Annotated in this window: 24 protein-coding genes, 2 pseudogenes and 1 riboswitch; of the genes and pseudogenes, 9 read left to right on the top strand and 17 right to left on the bottom strand. The window is 29.4% G+C overall.

Going from position 1 to position 24,503, the window contains the following annotated elements; genetic code table 11:
• The first annotated feature begins 83 nt into the window (after window positions 1-83).
• Window positions 84-257: a hypothetical protein gene (locus tag LL038_RS14960; protein ID WP_216124835.1), complete on the top strand. Its 174-nt coding sequence runs from the start codon at window positions 84-86 to the stop codon at window positions 255-257.
• A 215-nt stretch (window positions 258-472) separates the two neighbouring features.
• On the opposite strand, the gene LL038_RS14955 is transcribed toward LL038_RS14960, so the two are convergent.
• From LL038_RS14955 to LL038_RS14925, 7 genes are all read right to left on the bottom strand, one after another.
• A complete protein-coding gene (locus LL038_RS14955) occupies window positions 473-1,924 on the bottom strand; it encodes an MDR family MFS transporter (protein ID WP_253200287.1) in 1,452 nt (483 codons plus the stop codon).
• 106 nt (window positions 1,925-2,030) lie between these two features.
• The gene (locus LL038_RS14950; protein WP_216124831.1) at window positions 2,031-2,600 is read right to left on the bottom strand and encodes a TetR/AcrR family transcriptional regulator; all 570 of its coding nucleotides are present in this window, start codon (window positions 2,598-2,600) and stop codon (window positions 2,031-2,033) included.
• 151 nt (window positions 2,601-2,751) lie between these two features.
• Entirely contained in the window at window positions 2,752-4,122 is a 1,371-nt protein-coding gene (locus LL038_RS14945; RefSeq protein WP_216124829.1) for a sensor histidine kinase, read from the bottom strand.
• Window positions 4,113-4,775 (bottom strand): response regulator transcription factor, encoded by a 663-nt coding sequence (locus LL038_RS14940; RefSeq protein WP_216124827.1) that lies wholly within the window; start codon window positions 4,773-4,775, stop codon window positions 4,113-4,115. Before LL038_RS14940 ends, LL038_RS14945 begins: the two co-directional genes overlap by 10 nt.
• A 37-nt stretch (window positions 4,776-4,812) precedes the next feature.
• Window positions 4,813-5,583 (bottom strand): lantibiotic immunity ABC transporter MutG family permease subunit, encoded by a 771-nt coding sequence (locus LL038_RS14935; protein WP_216124825.1) that lies wholly within the window; start codon window positions 5,581-5,583, stop codon window positions 4,813-4,815.
• Between the two features lies 1 nt (window position 5,584).
• On the bottom strand, window positions 5,585-6,370 hold the full coding sequence (locus LL038_RS14930) for a lantibiotic immunity ABC transporter MutE/EpiE family permease subunit (RefSeq protein ID WP_216124823.1): 786 nt from the start codon (window positions 6,368-6,370) through the stop codon (window positions 5,585-5,587).
• Window positions 6,367-7,086 (bottom strand): lantibiotic protection ABC transporter ATP-binding protein, encoded by a 720-nt coding sequence (locus tag LL038_RS14925; RefSeq protein ID WP_216124821.1) that lies wholly within the window; start codon window positions 7,084-7,086, stop codon window positions 6,367-6,369. Before LL038_RS14925 ends, LL038_RS14930 begins: the two co-directional genes overlap by 4 nt.
• Window positions 7,087-7,244: 158 nt before the next feature.
• Between LL038_RS14925 and LL038_RS14920 the strand changes: the two genes are divergently transcribed.
• The 4 genes from LL038_RS14920 to LL038_RS14905 all read left to right on the top strand — a co-directional run bounded on the left by LL038_RS14920 (window position 7,245) and on the right by LL038_RS14905 (window position 10,191).
• Window positions 7,245-7,526: a hypothetical protein gene (locus tag LL038_RS14920; RefSeq protein WP_216124819.1), complete on the top strand. Its 282-nt coding sequence runs from the start codon at window positions 7,245-7,247 to the stop codon at window positions 7,524-7,526.
• Between the two features lie 296 nt (window positions 7,527-7,822).
• Entirely contained in the window at window positions 7,823-8,308 is a 486-nt protein-coding gene (locus LL038_RS14915) for a MarR family transcriptional regulator (protein ID WP_216124816.1), read from the top strand.
• A gap of 286 nt (window positions 8,309-8,594) precedes the next feature.
• Window positions 8,595-9,935, top strand: a complete 1,341-nt coding sequence (locus LL038_RS14910) for an MATE family efflux transporter (protein WP_216124814.1) — start codon at window positions 8,595-8,597, stop codon at window positions 9,933-9,935.
• 73 nt (window positions 9,936-10,008) lie between these two features.
• Window positions 10,009-10,191, top strand: a complete 183-nt coding sequence (locus tag LL038_RS14905) for a hypothetical protein (protein WP_216124813.1) — start codon at window positions 10,009-10,011, stop codon at window positions 10,189-10,191.
• 416 nt (window positions 10,192-10,607) lie between these two features.
• Here the strand turns inward: LL038_RS14905 and LL038_RS14900 are convergent, their stop codons facing one another.
• The 7 genes from LL038_RS14900 to LL038_RS14870 form a co-directional block, all read right to left on the bottom strand.
• On the bottom strand, window positions 10,608-11,504 hold the full coding sequence (locus LL038_RS14900) for a DMT family transporter (RefSeq protein ID WP_216124811.1): 897 nt from the start codon (window positions 11,502-11,504) through the stop codon (window positions 10,608-10,610).
• A 47-nt stretch (window positions 11,505-11,551) separates the two neighbouring features.
• Window positions 11,552-12,394 (bottom strand): CPBP family intramembrane glutamic endopeptidase, encoded by an 843-nt coding sequence (locus tag LL038_RS14895; RefSeq protein WP_216124808.1) that lies wholly within the window; start codon window positions 12,392-12,394, stop codon window positions 11,552-11,554.
• A 334-nt stretch (window positions 12,395-12,728) separates the two neighbouring features.
• On the bottom strand, window positions 12,729-14,006 hold the full coding sequence (locus LL038_RS14890) for an FtsX-like permease family protein (RefSeq protein WP_268055885.1): 1,278 nt from the start codon (window positions 14,004-14,006) through the stop codon (window positions 12,729-12,731).
• Between the two features lies 1 nt (window position 14,007).
• A complete protein-coding gene (locus LL038_RS14885) occupies window positions 14,008-14,760 on the bottom strand; it encodes an ABC transporter ATP-binding protein (RefSeq protein WP_216124806.1) in 753 nt (250 codons plus the stop codon).
• A gap of 18 nt (window positions 14,761-14,778) precedes the next feature.
• Window positions 14,779-15,825, bottom strand: coding sequence for a sensor histidine kinase (locus LL038_RS14880; protein ID WP_216124804.1), 1,047 nt, complete (start codon window positions 15,823-15,825; stop codon window positions 14,779-14,781).
• Between the two features lie 2 nt (window positions 15,826-15,827).
• Entirely contained in the window at window positions 15,828-16,526 is a 699-nt protein-coding gene (locus LL038_RS14875) for a response regulator transcription factor (protein WP_216124802.1), read from the bottom strand.
• 123 nt (window positions 16,527-16,649) lie between these two features.
• The gene (locus tag LL038_RS14870) at window positions 16,650-18,647 is read right to left on the bottom strand and encodes a serine hydrolase (protein WP_216124800.1); all 1,998 of its coding nucleotides are present in this window, start codon (window positions 18,645-18,647) and stop codon (window positions 16,650-16,652) included.
• 275 nt (window positions 18,648-18,922) lie between these two features.
• Window positions 18,923-19,112, top strand: a riboswitch (M-box (ykoK) riboswitch).
• A gap of 236 nt (window positions 19,113-19,348) precedes the next feature.
• Here LL038_RS14870 and LL038_RS14865 point away from each other — a divergent pair.
• The gene (locus tag LL038_RS14865; protein ID WP_253200286.1) at window positions 19,349-20,338 is read left to right on the top strand and encodes a magnesium transporter CorA family protein; all 990 of its coding nucleotides are present in this window, start codon (window positions 19,349-19,351) and stop codon (window positions 20,336-20,338) included.
• Window positions 20,339-20,368: 30 nt separating this feature from the next.
• On the opposite strand, the gene LL038_RS14860 is transcribed toward LL038_RS14865, so the two are convergent.
• From LL038_RS14860 to LL038_RS25715, 3 genes and pseudogenes are all read right to left on the bottom strand, one after another.
• Complete coding sequence (locus tag LL038_RS14860) at window positions 20,369-20,713, bottom strand: hypothetical protein (protein ID WP_253200285.1); 345 nt, start codon at window positions 20,711-20,713, stop codon at window positions 20,369-20,371.
• A gap of 113 nt (window positions 20,714-20,826) precedes the next feature.
• Window positions 20,827-20,889: pseudogene (locus tag LL038_RS25720) on the bottom strand (hypothetical protein); the annotation flags it as partial.
• 161 nt (window positions 20,890-21,050) lie between these two features.
• Window positions 21,051-21,131, bottom strand: a pseudogene (locus LL038_RS25715) (hypothetical protein); the annotation flags it as partial.
• 221 nt (window positions 21,132-21,352) lie between these two features.
• Between LL038_RS25715 and LL038_RS14855 the strand changes: the two are divergent.
• The 3 genes from LL038_RS14855 (at window position 21,353) to LL038_RS14845 (ending at window position 24,414) form a co-directional block, all read left to right on the top strand.
• On the top strand, window positions 21,353-23,155 hold the full coding sequence (locus LL038_RS14855) for a MutS family DNA mismatch repair protein (protein WP_216124906.1): 1,803 nt from the start codon (window positions 21,353-21,355) through the stop codon (window positions 23,153-23,155).
• A 301-nt stretch (window positions 23,156-23,456) separates the two neighbouring features.
• Window positions 23,457-23,870, top strand: coding sequence for a hypothetical protein (locus tag LL038_RS14850; protein ID WP_216124798.1), 414 nt, complete (start codon window positions 23,457-23,459; stop codon window positions 23,868-23,870).
• A 64-nt stretch (window positions 23,871-23,934) separates the two neighbouring features.
• A complete protein-coding gene (locus LL038_RS14845) occupies window positions 23,935-24,414 on the top strand; it encodes a hypothetical protein (protein WP_216124796.1) in 480 nt (159 codons plus the stop codon).
• Window positions 24,415-24,503 lie beyond the last annotated feature (89 nt).

Raw genomic sequence — 24,503 nt, 5'->3', positions numbered from 1 at the left:
GTACATGTGTTAATGATTTAATGGACAAATTCAAGGCTAAAACATTAAAAAATAACTTAAAATAATGATTGATAGGAGAAAACATGAAGATATTTCAAAAGCTTAAGAAGTTAAAGAAGATTAAAAAGTTACCTACAGTAGAGAAAACAGATTCTGTTAATGATGATGTTGTAAATAATGATTCTGAGAATACTAAACCTTTTAAACTAGATCGACAAATACTATTAGAGTGTATGGGAAAAAAGAATGAAAAATAATAGATATTCAGCATAATGAACGTCGTTAATAGAAGAAGGGTTCCAATGATTGTTCTGCTAATTTAGTAATAGAGCATGGGATGCTTTAATTATTGAAGGAAAAAATATCCTTTCCGGTGACAGGTTTTTATTATTTAACCTTTTACCGGAAAAGGGATCAAATCAGTATCTGAAAAAAAATTTTTTATTTTTCTGGGTTAGTCGCTGTAATAAATTTAAAGACCGCTCACTTTTTCGTTTTCTAAGCTTAAATCAGAGGTTGAACAAGAATTCTTATTTCCAAATCTTAAAGTAAAGGATAAACAAAGTCCTACTAAAACAAATATGACTGCGACTGTTGCACTTGACTGAAATCCAGTAGCCACTGCAATTTGCTCTGTAGCTGAATTATTTAAGGCTTTTAGCTGGGAAGCTGACATAATACCAATAAATAATGAGGAACCAAGTGCTGCTGATATTTGTTGAAGGGTATTCATAACCGCTATTCCATGTGGGTAAGCTTCTTTTGGTAGTTGGTTAAGAGAACTCGTTTGACAAGGTGACATTGTAAGCCCAACTCCAATGCAGACTACTATATATGAAACCATAATCTTAATAAGAGATGTATCATTATTTGAACGTGATAAAACGAATAATGCCACAAGGATTATAGTAAAACCTACTGGTATTAGTACTTTCACTCCAAATTTATCATAAATTTTTCCGCCTATTGGAGTTACAACTCCACAAGCAAGCGATGCTGGAAGTAATACCATAGCGGCTACAAAGGTTGTTGTTTTAAGGGCTCCTTGAAGGAACATAGGTAACATTACGTTCATAGTGAACATTGTCATCATTGTTAACATAACAAGTACTACCCCTACTGAAAATAAAGGATATTTAAATATACGCATTTCTAACATTGGTTCTTTTAAAGACAATTGACGTTTAACAAACATAATTAATGATATTATTCCAACAATAAATATTAAACTAATAATCTTCATATTTCCATCACCACTAAAACTACTTATACCATATATAACTCCCCCAATTCCGACGCTTGATAATATGATTGATATAAAATCGATTTTAGGCTTTGTTAGAGTTGACACATTAACTAAATAAATTGAACCTAAAATCATAGCTATTAGTATAAGTGGTATTAACATTATAAATAATGCATGCCAACTAAAAAATTGTAATAAAATTCCTGAAACTGTTGGTCCAAGTGCTGGTCCAATTGAAATTACACAACCACAAATTCCCATAGCCGCTCCATGCTTTTCTGGTGGGGTTACCAATAATACTGTATTCATCAGAAGTGGAATCATCATTCCAGTTCCAGAGGCCTGTAACATTCTTGAAATAAGTAACATTGCAAAAGAGCTCGAACAAGCTGCACATATTGTTCCAACTAAAAGTAATGTCATTGCCCCTAAAAATAAATGTTTTGTTTCAAATGTTTGAATTAGAAACGCTGTAATTGGTACCATAACTGATACAACTATCATGTATGCAGTAATTATCCATTGCACCGTTCCTGCTGTAACATTCATTTCCTTCATAAGAGGAGATAATGCTACATTTAATATAGTTTCATTAAATACAGCTAAAAATGCGCTGAAGGCTAATACTCCTATAATTGCGGTTGAATTGAATTTTTTTGTAGGTTTTGTTGTTTCCATAAATTTCGTTCCTCCTATTATTAGACCAGTCTGCATAATAAACTCCTAAAAAAACACCTATTATAAAATAGGCATTAATAAATCATTTAAATTTCGTATGTCATTATTATATATTTATTAAATTAGGTATTTGTTTAGCTAGGATTCTAAGTGAATCACCATTTTTCTTTGTAAGTGATAAGGTAATTCCGCCTTCTACCATTGCAGCAATTACACAACCTAATTCATATGCTTTATCTTTACTAATTCCAGAGTTGATTAATTTTTCTGCATATATATTTTCCAATGAAGTAAATATCTCGTCGCAAGCTTTCCTTAAAATTTCACTTGTTATATATGTCTCTAAAGCTATTAAACTTATAGAAATATCTGGAGTACTTTTCTCATTATCAATTAGTATTGCAATGTTTTCTATATTAAATTTAATAGCTTCAATTGGATCTTCGATACTGTCTAATGCATTAATTATTTTAGTTATTATTTTTTGACCTGCTAAGTTTACAGATTCTAATGCAAGTTGCTCTTTTCCTTTAGGAAAATGATAATATAACGATCCTTTTGGCGCTCCACTTTTTGTTAAAATCTCATTTAGCCCAGTTGCGTTATATCCCTTAATTTGAAAAAGTCTTGATGCAGTTTCTATAAATTTTTCTCTTACATTTACCTTATTACTCATATCGGTATACCTCTCTAATAAAATATAGTTCTCTAACAAGTTATAGCTCTCTAATAAATTATAGTGACTGGTCTATATTTTTTATTATACTTTAGGTAATAAAAAATGTCAATAATTAAAAGTGAAATGTAGGTGGTCCAAAGTAAAAATATTAATATGGCAACTCTACTGGCAATAATATTATAATTTGTCCACCGCCTGTATATATATCATTTTGTATACGAAGCGTACCATTATGAACCTTAATTACCTTATCAGCAAAAGCTAATCCGATACCGTAATGTCCTGTTTGACTTCGGCTTTTATTATTTGTATAAAACATTTCTGTAGCTTTTTTTAAGGCTTCAGAAGAAAACCCTTTTCCAGAGTCAGTAATAACAAAAGAAGCTAAATTATCTTTCAGAGAAACCTCTAAATTTAATGATGTTTCATTCGGAGTATATTCAAGTGCGTTTATAATAATATTCATAAATGTCCGTTTCATTGAAGAATAATCAATGCTCCATATTACTTCTTTTGGCATATGATTATCCAGTCCAAAACGAATATCACGATTCCCTATAGAAGCAAGTGTATCCTTTTGAATCATATTTAGAAATTCATTTATATTGTTTGTTTCTTTATGCATGGTAAAAATTTGATCATTTTGGGATGTATCAATCAACAGTTGTGTGTATTCTTCGATTTCACTTGTTGCTCCTATAATTTCATTTGTATAGTCTAATGCTTTTTCATCTTTTTGTGTAAGACTTAAGAGTTCTGCATTTCCTTTAATAATGGTAATAGGTATCTTAATGTCATGTGCCAATGAACTAATCTGTTCCTGCTTGTTTTTTTCTTGCTCAAATTGGTAAGTTAAGGACTTTTTAAGGCTATGACGCAAACTGTCCAAGGAATCCATAACCTTTTTATGTTCTACAAAATAGGTAGGCTGAACTTCAAAATCCAGATCCTGCTGCTCAATTTTTTCGGTGATCAAACTAAATTTGTTTAATTCTTTTTTTATTTTGTTTGAAAACTGTAAAGAAAGCGCATATAGCGCAATTAATAAAATAACAACAAAAATTGCAAAGATAGTTATCTCAGGATAAGGTATTAGCCTTCGAAATATCGGATTCGCAAATTGGACAATCAATTGGTAATGAATGACACAGTATGATTCTGGACGCTCAATTACCTCATAAACATTAGTTCCTGGTTGATGGTTTTTAACATTGATTTTTGCTTTTTCAGTTTCGGATTTATTCATAGTTCCATTAATAGTCTTTAAAGTTTGTTTATCTAAAATCACATATTTTAAGTTGTCGGGTATTAATTGAGGAGTTACTAGTTTAGCACTTTTTATATTTGTTTTAGCCTTTTCTATCAATTGTTGTGAATGGTTGGCTGATAGAAGAATGCCGGAACTTCCCATATAACTGAAAATAAGAAAAATAACAAATAAAAACATTATAGAAGAAAATCCTATTTTAAAAATAAATTTAATAATATATCCTTGCAAGGATATTTTTTTTATTTCCACATGTATCCAACTCCCCAAACCGTTTCAATAGGGAAATAATTATATTCTTTGAATTTATTGCGGATTAATCGGATATATTCAGTAATCACTGAAAATTGGGTATCGCTACTAAAATCGTAAATCGCTTCAAAAATTCCCTGTTTTGTAAATACTTTACCTCTGTTCAATGCTAAAAACTCACAAATCTTGTATTCATTTTTCGTATACGCAATAAGATTGTTACAAACCCTAATCTCCTTTTTATCAAAGTCAATTGTAATATTGTCATACACTAACTTTTTCGTGGGCTTTCCGCGGGTTTCTCGCCGTAGGTATGCATCAACACGGGCGTTGAGTTCCATTACTCCAAAGGGCTTTTTTATATAATCGTCACCTCCAAGCATTAGGGCTTTAACAATTGCTGATTCTTCTGTTTTTGCTGTTAAGAAAATAATTGGACAATCTACTGTATGGCGTATTTTCTCACAAAGTTTAAATCCGTCTATTCCTGGCATCATTATATCTAGCAAAATTAAATCATAGCCACAAAAGGTTTCTATAGGAGTATTTTCTGCATTTTGCAATGTAACCACATCATGGTGATTGATTTCTAAAGCGTTTTTTATCAATTTTAAAATTCGCTTATCATCGTCTACAGCTAAAATCTTCGCCATATTTTCACCCCCATTATTTACATAATACTTTTTTTGATTATTTTTGTCTACCTTCCCAAAGATGAAATGTAAAAATATAAACAGCAACGCAGAAAATTGTCATTACTCCCATGCACATCAATCCTATATCCATCCCACCTTGAGGGTAAGAAATATACTTCAGTGGTATTTTACTTAAATCATTAAATCGAAGTGCAGCTATAAAGTCGATAAATCGTACAGACCAGACCCAAGGTAAAAACATCCAAATACTATCTCCCTGGCTCGTAGAAGCTAAAGCTACAATGATAACTCCAGAAAATCCAACCATAGTGCAAACTCCTGTATTGAAATGATAAGCTAAAATTAAATATAAACTATAAAGGAAGATAACGCTTAAAAATATCAATCCTCCTGTTTTAAAAAATAAAAGATAATTGATGTTATTTACATGTAATATCCATTTCATTGATATCATAAATAACAGGATGGCTGAAAATATAGCACCTAAACACATTGTGAGTAACATGCACAATTGGCTTAGAAAAGTAGTTGTCTTATGTGGAAGTTTACCAATCATCATTTGATAATCTCCAGCCTGTTTCTCTTGAATTGCAATTAACCCACAAAGTGCTGCAGCAAGCAGTGGAAAGGCAAAACCAATCATCTTAAAAAAAATCACAAACAAACCTAAACTACTCAACTTGCCAAAGCGACTAAAAGTCATAATGGCAACTAAAAGAAAAGGCATTAAAATATGTGCCCAAAGAAAAACACTGTGTTTGTTTTTAAAAAATTCTGCTTTATAACTATGCCAAAATACACTCATATTAATGCACCTCACTTCTTTTAAATGAAAAGCTGGTGAGAAAAGTTAGAATTAAAAATAGAAAAATACCTAATAATATACCTATTGGAATAACTCCACTGTTTAATAAAGCACTGTTTGATTCTAATGGAAGACCATTTGGATGAAGGTGTAATAAGGGACATTGTAACCTCAAAGGCCAAGTCCATGGGTTCATCCACCACAAAGAAGAAGCTGCTTTTCCTGCGCCAAGTTCTAAATTAGCTGCACAAGTTATAAATAGTAAAACAAAAAAGTTTATTTTTTTACTTAACCATAAGCATAAAGGAATCTGCCAAAGCGATACCAACCAACTTATGATAATGGCTATAAAGTAATTGTAAAATGGGACAATACTCAAATGTTGTCCCATTATTAAGATCCCATTTGTTGACGCCTTAATAATGCTAAAGTTTAATATAAGAATAAGTATACCTAAAAAAATAGAGGATACTAAAGTGAATAATGATAAAAGTATAATTTTAGATATCCAACTTTTTCTTAAATTAATAGGAAAAGAAAAAATTGTTTTGTAACCTGTACTATCTTGTTCGAGTTTATGAAACATACCTGTAAGTAAAACAATTAAAGCTGGCAACCATAATAATGACCAATGATTAATCGAAGTAATATCAGCGCTCTTGATATCGCCACCTAAAGAACCAAAAATAGAGGCAAGGGCCACAGATAATATTGGTATAAAAATTGTTAATTTACGGAGCATAGTCCTCTTGGTTTTTAATGTTTCCGATATTAAATATTTTTTCATCTGGCAATGCTCCTTTTTTCATTATTTTTATCTGCAACATTCATAAACAAAGTTTCCAAATCTTCATTTTCGTTAATTTCACCCTGATAACCTAAGATGCCACTGCTCATAATCCCAACATAGTCTATAACCTGTTCTACTTCGGATAAAACGTGACTGGATAAAATTACAGTGATTCCTTGCTCAGGAAAAGATTTTATTAATTTTCGTAAGTCACGAATACCAATGGGATCTAACCCATTAGTAGGCTCATCTAAAATCAACAATTTAGGATGATTCAGAATTGATGTAGCAATTCCTAAACGCTGTTTCATTCCCATAGAAAAATGTTTGGCTTGCTTTTTTTCTGTATTTGTCAGATCTACAATTTCTAATACTTCGGAAATACGGTGATCTGGTAATCCTAAAAGAGTGGTATGAACTTTTAGATTTTCATGTGCAGTTAAATTCCCATAGATAGGTGGCTGCTCAATCAAGGCACCAATGTTTTTTAAATCATTACGGCTCCATGGATGTCCATCAAAATTAATTTCACCCGAAGTTGCTTTTAATAGTCCTGTTAACATTTTTAATGTGGTAGATTTCCCTGCGCCATTAGCCCCTAGTAATCCATAAATATGATTTTTCGGAACTGAGATGGAAAGAGCATCTACTGCATATTCCTTTTTAAATATTTTCGTTAATTCTTGGGTTACTAATAAATAGTCTTTTTGCATAATTAACACTTCCTTTATTATTTATAAAAGAAGCATATCAAATAAAAACCAAGATTTTAACAAAAACCAAATTGTATACCCCAGGGGTTTAATAAGGATAACCATCCACCTTGATCTTTTGTCCTGTCTTAATTTTTTCTGTGGTAATAGGAGATAATATGTATACTTTAAATTATGCAAATGATCCAACGAATGCGAGTCTGATTAGTGATGCAGTAGTTAAAAATAAAGGTGATATCTTTATAAAAAATGACGAAACTGGTTGGACAAAAAATAGTGATGGAAAACAAGTTAATAAGGATTCTGTAGACATTTCGACTATTAAATATAATAATGGTCAAGGAATGGGAAGTACTTTAAGCACGCCAGTTAAAGAAACTTCTGGAATTCCTGTAACTTTAAAAAATGAAAATTATTCAGTTTACTTCAGCTATAACTAAGACTGGAGAAACCACAGCTATTTTAAAATACAGAGTATTAGATGAAAATGGCATAGATATCACTAAAACAGTTTCAGATATGGAGGGGTCTGCGACCTCAGATTTGATCCATTATCAAATTTAAAAAGTGGAGTTTCAACAAGTGCAACATTAGCTGCGGCTCCGCAGTAAAACACAAAAAGCTACAATTTAAGGTTGAGTGATAAAGAAACTGTTATAATAATGAATGTAAACAAAAGATAAAATTTTGTTGAGGTAATTGATATTTTTTTAAATGAGGTATGGGAGGATAGGTCATGAACAAAGAAGAACAGGTCATAATGGGTTTCAGGGACATATTAAACAAGATAGTTTCGCTTAATAAACCTAAGATGAAAGACAGTCTTAAGGGTTTTAAGTCTTCTGAAGTACATTGTATCGGATACATTGGAAGAAATGTAGATTCCAACGTGACAAAACTTGCGGAATCTTTTTATATGACTAGGGGTGCCATAAGTAAAATAACTAAGAAGCTCATAAAAAAAAGTATTATCGAAAGCTACCGAAAACCGGATAACAAGAAAGAAATCTATTTTAGGCTTACTGAGCAAGGAAAAGTAATTAACAAAGTCCATGAGGAACTGCACAAAGAGTTTCAAGAGCGGGATAAAGCCGTATTTGAGCAGGTAACCGAGGAACAATTTGATATCATTCTAAGCTTTGTTGCAAAGTATAGTAGGCATTTGGATGCAGAAATAAAGAAGCAAGGTGTAGATATAATAAATCAAAATGATTTTGAATAATGGTGTTGTATAAAAAAGTAGCCTAAATGGGGCTGTATCAAAACGCTGGAACATGAGCGTATGATGCAGCTCTATTTTATTGTTGACAAGGAAACAATAAGATGATAGAATGTTTATGTTTCCAAGGAAACATAAATACTTTTTTCAAGAGGTGAGAATTTTAAATGTGTAAATTTAGATCAATCAATACACAATCTACAGAGCAAACCGTTGATATATAAAGAAAGAATCAAATAAGTAGTGTGAAAGAATTTACACTACCTGAAAGTTTAAGGAGGATCGTTATATGGAAGAGAAAAGAAATTATTATTTTGAAAAAGCAACTATACCAAAAGCAATAATACACATGGCAGTGCCCATGATGCTGGGGATGTCAGTTATTATGATTTATAATGTTATTGACGCTTTTTTTATTGGAAAGCTAAATAACACAGCAATGATGACAGCTGTCACATTGGCATTACCTTTTACAATAATATTATCGGGAATTGGAAACATTTTTGGTGTAGGTGGTGGAACCTATATATCTAGGTTACTTGGGGAGGGGAGATTAGGAGAGGCAAAAAAAGTTTCATCAGTTACTTTTTTCTTAAGTTTACTCGCTGGATTTATTTTTATGTTATTCGCGATACCTTTAATTCATCCCATTCTACAAATATTAGGTGCAAAAGGTGATACCGTTTTGTTCACCAAAGATTTTATTATGGTTCTTATCATAGGAGGTCCATTTGTAATTGCTAACTTTGCATTAGGACAAGTAGTACGAGCGGAGGGAGCATCAAAAGTCTCGATGAATGGTATGTTTATAAGTGTTATCATAAATATTATACTGGACCCCATACTAATTTTTATATGTCATTTAAATATTGTAGGAGCAGCAATTGGAACAGTTGTTGCGAATACATGTGCATTATTGTACTATGTTTATTACCTTAAAAACAAAAGTTCTACTTTGACAGTTTCCATAAGAACATTCAAACCAACGCTTAGTATGCTTAAAGATATTTTTAAGATAGGAATATCCTCTTTCTTATTAGATGCATTTATGATTATTTCCGTTTTATTGCTAAATAATTTTTCAGCATACTATGGCGACTATGCTGTTGCTGCATTTGGAATATCTCAGCGAATTGCCCAACTTGCTCAGTTTGCTGCTAAAGGGTTATATATTGGAGTTATTCCCTTAATTGCTTATGCATATGCAGCTAAGAATATAAAACGAATGAAGAGTATTATAAAGATTACTGCAGCCTATATTGCAATCCTAACTTTCGCATTTTCATTAATAATATTTATTTTCAGAGAACCAATAGTACATTTATTTAGCAACAATACTTACGTAATAAACACGGGTATATACATTTTGATAGCTTTGCTTATTTCAGCTTTGTTTGCTAGCATTACTGGTCTTTTTATAGGAATATTCCAAGGAGCTGGAAGAGGTAAAGAGGCAACCATAATGTCTGTAGTGCAGGGAATATTATTAATTCCTATTATGATTTTAGGAAAATATACTTTTGGTTTAGATGGGGTTATATGGTCGATGACTATAACAGAAATATTAACTTGCATAATAGGATTATATTTATGGATTAGGCTTAAGCGGGACATTTCTATGAAGGAGTAAAACATATAGATATTTGCATAAAGATTATGAGAATATAATATTATATAAATAGTTTGAATTGGAGATATTAGATATGAAAATTAAAGATAAAGAAATATATGAGATTTTTTTAAGTTTATCATATAGTCAATTAAAAGATTTATTTAGAAAGGCAAAGAGTAAACAAGAGCAAGATTTTATTAAGGTGCTAGTACCTAGCACCTTAATATTAAAAATGTATCGAGTAGTACTCAGTACTATTATGATGGAGTATTAAGTAATCTAACTCTGTTATTAGCACTTAATTTAAGTGCTAATAATTATACGTATTGTTAAAACGTTTACAAACAGCTACTAAATAATAGATTATGTAGTGCTGATCTCGTTAATATCATTGGTGATTGATTACAATTCAATTTTTTAAATTTAGGAGTCACTTCAAGTCTTTTTCTCCATTTGATTTTAGAGCGTGTCATTTTGACTAAACTTTTAATAGCATCAGACTTAATTTTAATTTTATATGTTACTAATATTTTAATCACCTCACTTATTCTAGATATTGGTATCTTTAAATTTTAGAAATTTAAAATACTACCCAGTCAATGTATATTTATATTATAACATTTAAAGCATTATATAACAATTGAATCGTTTATATCGGATGGTTTTAAAATTATTTAATTAGTGATTTGCTTATATAAATAAAAGTGAAATACCTAACAAAGTAATAACAGCTCCAAATATTTCTCGTGGAGCAATCCTTTCCTTAAACACAATAATTGAAACAGGTATTAGTAGTATTGGAGTTATTGATGTTATTGTTGAAACTACTCCAGTTGATGCATGTTGAACAGCTAATAAAGAGAGGGAGACTCCTACAAATGGACCAAATAGTGAACCAATAGAAATGTATTTCATTGCCCTCCTATCTTTAACCGCAACAATTAGCTCACCCCACTTCTTTAACACAGAAATGACAATTGAAAACCCAATAATCGCTGCTATAATTCTAATTTGAGTTGCAGCAAATGGATCATATGATCCCATTCCAAACTTACTAAAAACAAGACCAAAAGCTTGTCCTAATGCACCTATAAAAGCATATACTAATCCCTTAATTGGATGAGATAACCTTACTTTTTTATTACCTGGATTTTTAGTTAGGATTACGAGGGAAATACCAACAATAGTTATTATCATGCCCGCAAGCCCGAGCAACGTGATTTTCTCGCCCATAAGAAGGAATCCTGTAATCGCTGTTATTGGTGGTACCGTTGACATAATTAACATTGATATACGTGCGCCAACCTCAACATATGCCTGAAACAAAAATAGATCACCTATAACAAAACCAATTATTCCTGAAAAGGTTAACCATAACCAGGCGGAACTGGAAGCATCTATTGGCAAGATCATTCCTCTAGAAAATAAATTATAAATTGATATTAATATAAATGCGATAACAAGTCTTATTAAATTTACTGATATAGACCCGACTTTTTTTCCTGCGGCTTCAAATGATACAGCAGTAATTGTCCAACATAATGCAGTTGCAAGTGCAGCCATTTCGCCTAAGTGTGATTGAAACATCTAATATTACTCCATTCTCCTTGTTCTTCAAGGATTAGTTTAGCTTATTATCTTTCTATAAATTCTTTGTATATATCTAATGTATCTTCGGGTTTCTTTAGGGTGTACCATCTATAGGCAAAAATTAAAATTGTAATCCCTACAAGGAAAAATATACTACGAATTATCATGGAATACTTTCCACTTAATAATTGGAAGGATCCTGAAATTGTAATTCCAACAGAATTATTTATAAAGTGTGCAAATATACATAAATATATTGAATTCGAGCGTAAGTATATAGCTCCAATAATTAATCCTAATAAAAATGCGTTAATACCTTGTGGAATATTCATATGAACTAATGCAAAAATTAAGGCGGATATTATAAGTGCTAAGTTTGGGTCCATTTTATTTGCCATACCCTTTAGAAGTATTCCTCTAAAAATGACTTCCTCATATATAGGTGCTATAACTGCAATGGTAAGTATCATAATAATAGGTGAAATAGACATTTCTCCAAAGGCTTGACTTATAAAGTTGGGCATAGGTATCTTATCAACTAAGTATATTAAGCTATTATCATACGCTAAACGAAAACCTATAATAATTACAGCAATACGAATAAATTTTATCTTATCTAAACCTTGTTTTCGGGGTATATCATAGGAGATTTTACTATACCATTTTAATAAAAGACTAATAACAAAAAATTTAACTATTACATCTGCTACAAGGTCTATATAGGGTAATGCAGTCGAATATTTTTTAGAAAGTATATTTATAATAATTATAGGTATTTGTCCTAATGATTCTAACAAAACCGTTAGAATAACAATAAAAAATGCTTTTTTTATTGTTATTTTTTTAATACTTATAGATCCTTTTTCTATGTTTCTTAAAAAATTCATAATAATCACACTCTCAAACTTATTGTATTCTTTAACCTGATTTAAATTAATACTATTTAGATTATACTATATGTTTATTAAAATGTCGTTAATAATACAATTCCACTTAATTAATTTGCATATTATTAGATTGCTTGAGACGATATTTTTGAAGTGCGACGTAAAAATGTAGTATTATTTATAACTAAATTTTACGGCATTTTGGGGGAGTATTCGGTTTGAATAGTTGTTCATGAACTATACTATTCAATTGCTGTAATATCAAAGGATATAAATCTGTTTGCTACTCCATGTTTATAATTCAATAACCCCTTATTACCTTCAAAGATTATTTTCATCTGTTCGTTTCAATTACTTTTATTCTAGTTACAATATATCCCAATAATTGTATAATAAAATAGCATATAAATATTTTAATTGTATTTATCGTAAATTCTTTACCTAATTTGCAAATATAAAGATATACAATACTCGCGAGAGTTGTTATAAATATATGTGAAAAAAATATTAACCTAAGTTTGCATAGTAATATACTATCTATTTCTTCATCAATTAGTCCAATATTATATAATTTGATCTTCTCAAATTGCCAGTTATCTAGATCTATTTTGATTTTTAAATATAATATAGTGGAAGAGGCGATAAAACTTAGTAATACAATAAAAATATATATGGTATTAAAAGAAGACATTTGAAAAATGTTGTAAGTGTTAAAACGTGTTTTTACACTAGTCAAATTAGCAATTCTTTCGGAAATAATGAAGGTGAAGTTTAAAAAAGCGATAAAGAAAATTATAATTTTATTATCCTTTAAAGAATCTTCTAATTCATTTATTAAAAAAATTCTCTTATAATAAAAATTTTTACTTTTTTTTGCAAAAACAATAAATATATTTATAAAAATTAAAAATAATATAAAAATTACTACTATACATATTAAAGAATAGTTTATATAATATCTAGATTGTAAGTTTAGGGCCATTCTTTCATTAAAATGAATGCAAAATAGCATTAAAATATAGGGTGCTATTTTTAATAATTTATCTTTTTTAGAATATGCCATATGTGAATTTTTATAATTTGCTATTTTTAAAAGGGACAGACTATTAATAAATTTAGATGTCCATAAAATGAATATAATAGTAAGCAAAATATAATGTCCAATAGTAATTATGTAGATAATTGATTTAAATTTAAAAGTAAAAGCACAAATTCCTGCTAATTTAAATATGAAAAGTACAATGATTTTTGAAAATATAATACCTAAAATTAATCCTATAGGCACATATATGAGAAAATTTAAAATATTTTCTAAGAGAAGTAGTATTTTCAGCTCATTACAGGTCATGCCCAAAGCCAAAAATGTTGCAAATTCCTTTTGTCTGTGTTTTACGAAGGAAATATAAGTTAAAATACTCCATAATGCAGTATTAAAGACAGCAATTGCTGGTAATACAAAAACATTTTTTTGTTTAATTACTACTACATATGAATTATATAGTGTTAATTCAGTAAAAAAGAATATAACTGAAATTATTAGGGAAAATATATACAAGAAATATTGATCTAGATTTAATTTTATAGTTTGTTTAAGCATCTTTCCATAATTCATATCATTCACCACTAATCACTGCTAGAGTATCCAATATTCTATTAAAAAAAGCACCTTGATCCCCTTTGTTATATATATCTACAAATATTTTTCCGGATTTTATGAAAATCACTCGTCTACAGTAGCTTGCAGCGTATATGTCATGTGTAACCATAAGAATTGTTGCTTTTTTGATATCATTTATAATTTGCAAGTAATTCATAAATTTTTTAGAAGTATTTGGATCAAGACTTCCAGTTGGTTCATCAGCTAAAATAATATATGGATCATTTATTAGAGCTCTACATGTGGCTGCTCTTTGTTGTTCGCCTACAGACACGTTATAGGGATATCTATTTCTAATATCGTATATATCAAAAAGCATAAAATATTCTTTTATTTTTTCATCAATTATTGGGGCACTGATTCCCTTAAATATCAATGGAAGTGCAGCATTTTCTGCAAGCGTAATATTATCAAGAAGATTAAAGCTTTGAAATATAATTCCTAAATTTTCACGCCTAAAAATAGATTTTTCTTTTTTGCTTAAGGAAGTTATATATTTATTCATTATTTTCACTGTTCCACTATTAGACGTGTCAATACCGGATAAGATATTAAGCAGGGTTGTCTTACCACTTCCTGATTGTCCCATAATAGCAGTAAATTCTCCACTTTCAATGCTTAAATTTATACCGTTTAATACATTATTAGAGTTAACTTCTAAATTTCCTCCATACACCTTAACAATATCCTCAGCACATAAAACTTCCAATGCATCACCCCATTGTCTTTAAATTTTTGATGGATAAGTAACTGAAATAGTAGTTCCTTTATTAATCTCAGATTCTATGGCTATGCTATGATTCAACTTCTTTGATATTACTTTGCATATATATAGGCCTATGCCAGTAGCATCGCCCACTTTTCTACCGTTTTCTCCTGTGAAAAATGGTTCAAAAACTCTTTTTATATCGAAGCTTGGAATTCCAATACCTTCATCTCTAATTGTTAACTTTGTTTCTTTATCATTTATATATATATTAAAATATATATATGTGTTTTCTTTGTTAGCTTTAGAATATTTAATAGCATTTGATATAAGTTGTCCTAGCATAAATTTAGTCCACTTTTCATCTGTAATAATCAATATCTTTTCATATTTAAATTCTATTTTAGGAAATACATTATTATAGATAAATTGACTTTTTTTATTATTGATGACCGCCTTTAATAATTGCACGAGGTTCGCTGTTTGAGGCTCATAATCTTTTGAAAAATCATTTAATCTACTAATGTTTAGAATTTGATCTAAACCATTCTTAACTTTATTATTTTCTTCTCTTATATCAAAGAACAATCTTAATATATTCAATTGGTTCATTGTTGAATCCTCGTTACTAAAGCTTGTTTCTTTAGTAGCCTTTTGAATGATAAGATCGATTATTGAAGGAGGAGTCTTTATATTATGAATCCATTGAGATAAAAAATACTTATTATCTGTATTTTGTGCATGGATTTTACTTATTTTATTTGTATAGTTTTCATGAATTTTAAATATAGCATTAGCTGTTTCTAGCTGTTCATTTGTTTTTGGATTTAAATTAAAGTACCTGTTTTCTATGCCTTCATTGATACTTCTATTAAACTTATAATATTTGGACCATTCACTTAATATTAAAAGTAGGTATAGTACTATAGATAGTAACAAAGGATATAATACATCAATTTGAGTACCTAATGAGTAAATGTAAATAAGAATTAAAATTGTACTAAGAAAATATACAATAGTAAGTGATAGTTTATCTTTTGCAAAATTTATTAATATATTTTTGTTCATATTTAACCCTCTTGCTCAGAATCACATTGAAACATGTATCCTATACCCCATTTGGTTGAGATAACTTCACTAACACCAAACTCTTTAAGTTTAGCTCTTATTCTTGCTATATTAACTGTTAACGTGTTATCATCTACAAAATTGCTATCATCCCAAAGTTCTTCTAAAAGATATTCCCTACTGACTATTCTATTTTCATTCTTAATAAGTATACTTAAGAGCTTGAACTCATTTTTACTAAGCTCAAGTTCAATTTCATTATAATGTATTTTAAAAGTATCTTTATTAAGCTTAATACCTCCCATACTTTCAATTATAGTTGATTCATTTGCATATTCACCGTACACTCTTCGTATTGCTGCTTGTATCTTAGCAAGCAGAAAGTCAAAGTTAAAAGGTTTTGTAATATAATCATCTGCTCCGAGTTCAAGTCCACGTATTTGTTCCTCTCCACTATCTCTTGAAGAAATAATAATTACAGGTATTTTCGAGGATCTTCTAAAAGTTTTACACAGTTGAAACCCATCGGAATATGGAAGATTTATATCTAAAAGAATTAAGTCAGCTTTTGAATTTTCCAGTTCTACCTCTACATTTTTAAAATCTTGTATATAAGTAACATCATATCTATATTTTTGAAGATGCTCTGTTACGAGTTTATTTAGCCTGATATCATCTTCAATAACAAGTATCTTATACAAAACAGATTCCTCCTTTTTAAAGTTATGATATAATATAGTAACTTTTCTATATTATATCATAAATTAAAAGGGCGGAAAGAAGATTGCATTTGATAGTAAAGGAAACTGGCATCTGATTTTTGACTAAAACTTGAATCCTAAAAGATTCCAGTAATTTAGATAAAGACTAAAAATTAAAAAAACACAACAAAGTATTATATTACGTACAACTATACCGGCATTAGATTTTCTCATATTCCAATATACATAGGTTGCAATCAGTAGTCCAAAAGTAAATATGGTAGTTAGTATTGGAATAAACAATAGAAATATAACCATCTTAGGTAATTCTGGTAAAAAAGTAAGAGAGGATGATAAATCAATACATTCTTTAGTCATACCCAATAAAAACACTAAATTTAATATGCATATAGAAAGTATAATATATCTATGATGCTTATAAATTGACAATTCCTTAGTAGCTTTTTTCTTGAAATTAAGAAATATCATCGTAATGGACATACATAAAAACAATACTGAAAAAAGTACAAAAATGATTTTATGCAACATAGGGTTTTCATACCAATGGATTTTCTCATAGGCAATGTTTGAACCAGGAGGAAGCATATAAGATATATTTCCTTGTTTATTTGCTTTAAAGGCAATAGTATCACCGCCTTTAACATTCTTAAAAAGTAAAGGTTCTATTTCTTTATAGAGATTTTGCCCACCTGGGTTTTTTACGATCAATGTATCCGACTTGCTTTTTATATTTAATGGTGGAACCAGTAGTAATACTAATTTACCTAGTTCATTTCTTGGATATCTACTAGCTTGGTAAACACCTTCCAATTCTTTTAAATTACTTTTTGTAAATTTAACTTTATTATCCATACTGGTTTGTGCTTTAGATTGTGGATAATATTTTTTCATGAATTCATTGGCTAGACTACCACACATATTGGCTCCAGTATCACCATTGGTTGAAATAAAAAATCCCAAATTACTACCAGGTATTAAATATAAGAGACTATTAAAACCATAATCGTTACCTCCATGGCCAAGTACTCTCACCCCATTTATATTGTTTTCTTCAAATCCATAGCATAAACCGGGAATATTTATATCCAATGGAAAATGCTTTTTATGCATATCCTCTGTAGTATCTTTATTCAATATTGCAGTATTATCATAAGTACCGTTATTTAAATGTGCTATCATAAACTTAGTCATATCATCTGCGGTGGTTTTTAATCCACCCGCCGGTGCCAAGGTTGTTCCATATATAGGGACTTTTTTATAAACACCATTTTTGTAATCATATCCTTTAGATAAGTTACCTAGTATTTTGTTATTGAAAGAAAAACTGCTGTTATTCATATGTAGAGGCTTCAATATATTATCTTCCATATATTTATCAAAAGGAGTACCTGTCATACTTTCAACAACATAACCAGCTACAGACATACCATAGTTACTGTACTGGGGAGCTTCACCAGGCTCACGAATTATAGGACGAAGGCGAGATGTTAAGGTATCTTTTAGTGGCTTTTCCTGTAGATAACTTTTTGTTTGAGATTCTCCGATAATTTTTTCATCAAAACCAGCGGTGTGAGTCAAGAGATTTTCAAGTGTTACAGGTTTTGAGTATTTGTTTTCTATTTTAAAATCCTTTAAATATTTATTTACATCTTCATTTAAATTTACCTTACCTTTTTCTTTTAGCTGCATAACAGCTGTAGCAGTAAAAAGTTTTGAAATTGAAGCTACTCTAAAAACAGTTGTATTAGGATTAACGGGTATTTTTTTATCTATATCTGAATATCCATATCCTTTTTCAAAAAGAACAGTATTGTCTTTAACAACAGCAAAAACTGCTCCGGGTACTTTAAATTTTTTCAACTGTTCATTAAACAGACCATCTGCAAACTTTTCTACAGTGTCCTTATTTAAAGGCTCTTTATTGTTGTTACCTAATAAAGATATAGAATTTTTTTCTTTACTTTCTGTTGTTGTAACAGTTTGGTGAGTACTCAGAATATGTGTTAAGCATTTTATTTGAAAGCATAAAAACGGAAGTACATATGCAATAATTATTATAATTATTAAAAATCTTTGCATATAAGTGATAGATTTTTTCATAGTAGTAGACCTCCTTGATTTTTCTGGATTGATTTGTTTGGTGTGCATTTAAAGGCTCCAAACATAAATAAATTCTATATGAATTAAGGAAACTAATAAATTGATTTATATAATAAAACCTTACAGTTTTGTAAGGTTTATTGGAATTGAAATATTTTAACTAAAAGTGGGTAACGCGTGAAGGGTCAGTACTAGAGTCTGAAAATATTATTGACATCCTTTGGTTTTTCGCATAGTATAAAGTATAAGATTAAGACTAATTGAGAATAAAAATTTAATATTCTTGTTAGGTGAGGTTACTGTATAGATATATGCTACTGCCCAGAAACGTCGAGAGACGCCAATGGGTCAGCAGGTACTACCGGATTAAGGTTTTACTTAATGTAGCTGACAACATTCATATAAAATATGGATGGTTATGTTCTATGCTTTACAGTGCTAAAACTCAACGAGTGAAGAAGCTATTATTTGGTTCGTATTGAATCTCTTCACTTTGTTGTGGGGAGATTTTTTTATTTTTATAAATATTTAAGAATATTATTTTGATAAGTATACTAAAAAGGTGGCGAATTTGAGTGGAAAGCAACCCCGATCTGTATGATATTTTTATAAATAATTTTATATTAAAAAAGAGAGGATTATGTTTTACTACTCATTTTTGTTAAGGGTAAGATCCTCTCTATAAAAAGGAGGACATTACTATGTTTATGTTAACATTACCATTCCAAAATGCAAAGAAACAACAACCTGTTATAAAAGATTTACCTACAGAGGTAAAGCTAATTGAACATGAAGGGATTAAATGGGTTGATATAATTAGACCTACTAATAAGGAATTTGAGATGCTTAAAGATGTTTATGGATTTCATGAACTTTTGATAGAGGATTGTATGACTGAGCATCAAAGATCAAAAATTGATACCTATGAAGATTATAGTTTTATTGTACTACACCTTCCAAGATATAGAAAAGACTGTGACAGGATTGACTCTGTAGAATTAGATATTTTTATAAGTCATGATTACGTAGTTACACTTCATGAGGGAGAATTCAAACCTTTAGTGGATTTAGCACAAAATTGCCAATTAAACGAAGCATTAAGGAAAGAATATATGGAGAAGGGTTCAGCACTATTGCTCTATGAGATAATAAAGATATTATTTGATTATTGCTTTCCTATGCTAGATAAGATTGGAGCTAAGGTTAGTGAAATAAATAAGCAAGTATTCCTTACTCGTTCTAAGGAAATGCTTGAAAATATATCAAAGACTAAAATGCAGATAATTAACTATAGAAGTGTAATTAAACCATTAAGACCCGTTGTAATAACACTTGAAAAAGATATTGTAAAATATCTTCCTAAGGATATGGACATATATTTTGACGATATTACTGATAAAATAGAAAAAATATGGGATATGCTTGAAAACTATAAAGAAGTTATAGAGTCTGCTGACAGTACCTTTGCATCACTCACAAACCACACAATGAATGGTTTGATGCGTATATTTACTATTGTTCAAGTTGCAATCTTACCTATGACTCTTGTTAGTGGACTTTTTTCTATGAATGTACAAGGGATTCCAATGCATAATTATGTAATGGCATTTTGGGTAGTATTTGGAATGATATTTATTCCAACTATATGTATTGCTGTAGTATTGCTTATTAATAAAGATAGATGGTTTTAGATTAAAGCATCTCCTTGGTCGCTGTTGCAGCTACCCGGGAGATGCTTTAATAAAAATACGAGCTTTATTACATACTCCCATCATATATCTTGTAACTTCAAAGTTATCAGTTATCTTAAGATTTTGGTCTAAACTCTTACATGCTAAATCATTAAATTTTTCCCAAATATCATTTAAATCTAATCTTATATTTTCAGGATAATCAGGATACGCAATAACTAAATTCGCTTCTTTTTCAGAAAAGGGTATCAACCAACCACATCCTTTAGGTAGTATTTCATAATTAAACCATACATGAGGATTACTTGTTACAAAGTTTCCTTGAACAGTTGCTCCTTTAATAGTACAAGTAAGATTACAATTATAATTTCCCAAATGAAAGGCATAATCTCCATCTCCAGTGGCTAGAACTACATGCTCGAAATTTTTACATAACTCTGCATATTTGTAGGTTGAATTAAAATTAATCTTTGATTTAACTCGTTTCTCTAATTGACTTTCACATAAGTAGGTGCTTTATCTAAAGAGGGATTTTCTCTAAAAAATTTTCTATCTACATATCTAAGCGCCGAAAGTGCTAGCGGTAATTCTTTTGTGAAATGCTATTACGTACCGCTGACATTATTGGGTTCTTTGCTTTATCTACCATAACATTAACCATAAGTGCATACTCACTATTAAACATGGATCCATTCTGCCAGCACTTCATCCCTCATGTCAGTGATTTTATCATATTCATACTTGCTGCAATAGTCAAAAATAATTCTCCGGTAACGTCTGAATGAGTAAGGGTATATAAATACTGATGAAATTGTGGAAATGATCAAAGTATGACTTTAATAACTTAATTAAAGCTGGTAGGTAGAAATTTTAAAGGATAATTGAGTATGTTTGTTGAAATGTAGCAGAGTTATATTTTTATAATCGATACCTACTATGATATTGCCATAAGCAAATACTTATTTTTAAAATATATTAGAACGAGATATTATGACGGAAATTGGAGGGCAAACGTTGGTTAGTGCATATAATAATTATGTTAATAAATTGAGTACTTACAAAGATTTAATTCAAGAACAAAATAAGTCAATAAAGATTTTAGTCTATTTCAGGTTTTTTACCTTCATAATTGATTTTAGTGTTACAGTCTATACTTTTATAATTAAAAGTTATTTGGTAAGTATAAGTGTTTTTATTGTTTCACTGGCTATTTTTATTTATTTAATTATAGAGAAGAGTAAAGCAATCAATAAAAGAAATTACTCAATGGCATTGAAAGAAATTAATGAAAAAGCATTAAAAAGATTAAATGGAGAATGGAAAGATTTCGAGGATGACGGAAGTGAATTTAAGGATAAACAACATAGTTATTCGGATGATTTGGATATATTTGGCGAATGTTCATTATTTCAGTGGATAAATAGTAGTAAAACATTTGTGGGGAGAGAAAAATTAAAAAATAGACTTATTCACCCATTAAGCACTTCTGTTGATATAAATACGATACAGCAATCATTGCATGAATTAGCTATGAACTTAGAATGGAGACAGCAATTTGAGGCTGAGGGTATGGTCATACCTAATCAAAATATTAATCCAAAAGAGTTGTATAAATGGGGAAAGGATAAAAACGAATTATATACTAAGCCATGGCTTATTTTATTTGTTAGACTTTTGCCATGTTTAACATTGATATTAATTACATTAACTTATTTTACTTCTTTAATAGATTTTAAGTTACCTTGTTTTACGATATTTCTTCAGACAATAATTTTATTTATTGGTGCGAAAAAGAGAAGTTACACGTTTAATAATATTTATAAATACAAAGGTATTATAGTTGTATATCTTAGATTGTTAAGTTCAATTGCAGATAAAGATTTTAAAAGTGATTATTTAAGACAATTAAAAAGTAATTTAGTGACCTATGAAGGTGAAGGTGCAGTAACAGCAATAAAAAAATTGGCTACTATATATGACAAAATATCTGATAGACAGAACTCATTTTTTATGATATTTAATATATCGCTCTTATGGGATTATCAATGTATGATAGAGTTTGAAAAATGGAGAATTAATTCAGGTAAAAGCTTGGAAAAGTGGTTTGATGTTATAGGTCAAGTTGAGGCACTAAGTAGTATTTCAAATATTATTTATGACAATCCACAGTGGACTGTACCTTTAATTAAAGATTGCGACTTCATAGTAAAAGCCAATGGATTAGGTCATCCACTTTTAGGTGATAAAAAAGTATGTAATGATATTACAATTAACAATGAAAAAAACATTTTACTAATAACAGGCTCAAATATGTCTGGTAAGAGTACATTTCTAAGAACCATAGGTATAAATTTAGTATTAAGTTATATTGGCGCCACCGTATGTGCAGAAAAATTTGAATGCTCACTTATGAAAATTATTACTTGTATGAGAACAAGTGATAACTTAGAAAATAACATATCTTCTTTTTATGCAGAAATATTAAGGATAAAAATGATTGTTGAAGAGACAAGAAAGAATAAAAAAGTATTTTTCCTATTAGATGAATTATTTAAGGGAACTAATTCTATTGATAGACATGATGGAGCTAAAGCATTAATAAAACAATTAGGTGAACAAGGTGCGTCAGGACTTATTTCTACTCACGACTTGGAATTGTGTGATTTACAGTATGAGTATTTTAGAATTAAGAATTATAACTTCCAAGAGTATTATGTAAATAATGAGATAAAATTTGACTATAAAATTCGAGAAGGAGTATCAACTACTAAGAATGCTTTATATTTAATTAAGTTGGCGGGTCTAGATTTAGAATAGTTGTATAAAAATAAAAATGAACACTTTTTATTTTTTATATCACAGTTCATGCACTATTCTAAAAAAAAGAAGATATTCGGAAAATCGAATATCCAAGTATTAATTGGAAGAACCATATAAACATTTGATTACAAGTTAATAAAATACTATGTAAAAATTACAAAATGTCGTTTTATGTCATAAAACAGACGTTTCATGCTCTTATGGTTATATTATAGGCGGTAATGCAATATCATGTTAACAGAGTGATGGAAATCTTTCAAATTGTATTATTTAAATAAATATAGTAAGGAGAATATAAATGAAAATATATAATAATAAGGGATTTATATTGGGAGTACTATCTTTACTTTTCGCAATTGCTGAGGTTGTTCTGTTTTTTGTGGATTCAAGTAAATCAAGTATAATACTTTTGATTATTTTAACGGTAACAGGAATAGAAGAAATAATAAGAAGTTTAAACAAAAAAAGTAGTATTGAGGATAAAGATTCTGAAGACGAACGAGAAAAATTTATTTTTTTTAAGTCAGGTAATATAACATGTATTATTACATTTTGTTTATGCATTTTGTTTTTATTAATACTTTCAGTTCAAGGGGTTAAATGGTGGGGCGCTCAATTAGTTGGACCTATTGTAACAACTTTAAGTATTATTAGTGCTACTATGGTATTAGTATGGTTTAGTTCTTATTTATTTTATAATAAGAAAAATTAAACAAACAGGCTTCAATAGTCAAAAACAATTCTCCGGTAACGTCTGAACGAGGAAGGTGTTAATAATGAAATTAAAAATAATTGGTACCATCGTTGGAATAATTGAATTAACTTTGATGTTATTCATCACAATAAACGTCTATAAAGGATCTTCTATATTTCCGAGTACATATATTTTATCATTTTTAATATTTCAGGCTGCTGTTTATAATAGGTTATCCAGCAAGAACCCCAAAAAATTGATACAGAAAATAGTAATAATTAATATTCTCTTAATTATTGTATATTTTGCTTTGTTACCAAAGTATACCTATAGTGAAGCTAAAACTATTGCACAGAACAAGTATAAAAATGAATTAGATCATTTTGTTGAGTTTAAATCATATTCCGATAATAGTATACAAATTAGAGCTGATAGTATAAAAGATATATTTATGCCACATAGTTTTTATTATTTCTCTTTTGTTAAAAATGATGGTGAGAAAAAGTATATTATGATAAATCCTTCAGAAGGCGAGATTGTAGAGTTAAATAATCCAAGGTGAATTTGCTACTTTATTTTTTGTAAAAAAAATACTATAATTAATAATGATAATATATTAATTATAGCTACAAATAAAAAATATTAAAGACA

It is taken from the genome of Clostridium estertheticum (assembly GCF_026650985.1).
Classification (GTDB): domain Bacteria; phylum Bacillota; class Clostridia; order Clostridiales; family Clostridiaceae; genus Clostridium_AD; species Clostridium_AD estertheticum_C.
Note: the sequence above shows the minus strand (reverse complement) of the source record. Positions and strands in the feature narration are given on the sequence as shown.

Bases quoted from the DNA above. Each gene is read 5' to 3' on its own strand.
- LL038_RS14960 (WP_216124835.1), top strand. From the start codon at position 84: ATGAAGATATTTCAAAAGCTTAAGAAGTTAAAGAAGATTAAAAAGTTA.
- LL038_RS14955 (WP_253200287.1), bottom strand. From the start codon at position 1,924: ATGGAAACAACAAAACCTACAAAAAAATTCAATTCAACCGCAATTATA.
- LL038_RS14950 (WP_216124831.1), bottom strand. From the start codon at position 2,600: ATGAGTAATAAGGTAAATGTAAGAGAAAAATTTATAGAAACTGCATCA.
- LL038_RS14940 (WP_216124827.1), bottom strand. From the start codon at position 4,775: ATGGCGAAGATTTTAGCTGTAGACGATGATAAGCGAATTTTAAAATTG.
- LL038_RS14935 (WP_216124825.1), bottom strand. From the start codon at position 5,583: ATGAGTGTATTTTGGCATAGTTATAAAGCAGAATTTTTTAAAAACAAA.
- LL038_RS14930 (WP_216124823.1), bottom strand. From the start codon at position 6,370: ATGAAAAAATATTTAATATCGGAAACATTAAAAACCAAGAGGACTATG.
- LL038_RS14925 (WP_216124821.1), bottom strand. From the start codon at position 7,086: ATGCAAAAAGACTATTTATTAGTAACCCAAGAATTAACGAAAATATTT.
- LL038_RS14920 (WP_216124819.1), top strand. From the start codon at position 7,245: ATGTATACTTTAAATTATGCAAATGATCCAACGAATGCGAGTCTGATT.
- LL038_RS14915 (WP_216124816.1), top strand. From the start codon at position 7,823: ATGAACAAAGAAGAACAGGTCATAATGGGTTTCAGGGACATATTAAAC.
- LL038_RS14910 (WP_216124814.1), top strand. From the start codon at position 8,595: ATGGAAGAGAAAAGAAATTATTATTTTGAAAAAGCAACTATACCAAAA.
- LL038_RS14905 (WP_216124813.1), top strand. From the start codon at position 10,009: ATGAAAATTAAAGATAAAGAAATATATGAGATTTTTTTAAGTTTATCA.
- LL038_RS14900 (WP_216124811.1), bottom strand. From the start codon at position 11,504: ATGTTTCAATCACACTTAGGCGAAATGGCTGCACTTGCAACTGCATTA.
- LL038_RS14895 (WP_216124808.1), bottom strand. From the start codon at position 12,394: ATGAATTTTTTAAGAAACATAGAAAAAGGATCTATAAGTATTAAAAAA.
- LL038_RS14890 (WP_268055885.1), bottom strand. From the start codon at position 14,006: ATGAATTATGGAAAGATGCTTAAACAAACTATAAAATTAAATCTAGAT.
- LL038_RS14880 (WP_216124804.1), bottom strand. From the start codon at position 15,825: ATGAACAAAAATATATTAATAAATTTTGCAAAAGATAAACTATCACTT.
- LL038_RS14870 (WP_216124800.1), bottom strand. From the start codon at position 18,647: ATGAAAAAATCTATCACTTATATGCAAAGATTTTTAATAATTATAATA.
- LL038_RS14865 (WP_253200286.1), top strand. From the start codon at position 19,349: ATGTTTATGTTAACATTACCATTCCAAAATGCAAAGAAACAACAACCT.
- LL038_RS14850 (WP_216124798.1), top strand. From the start codon at position 23,457: ATGAAAATATATAATAATAAGGGATTTATATTGGGAGTACTATCTTTA.
- LL038_RS14845 (WP_216124796.1), top strand. From the start codon at position 23,935: ATGAAATTAAAAATAATTGGTACCATCGTTGGAATAATTGAATTAACT.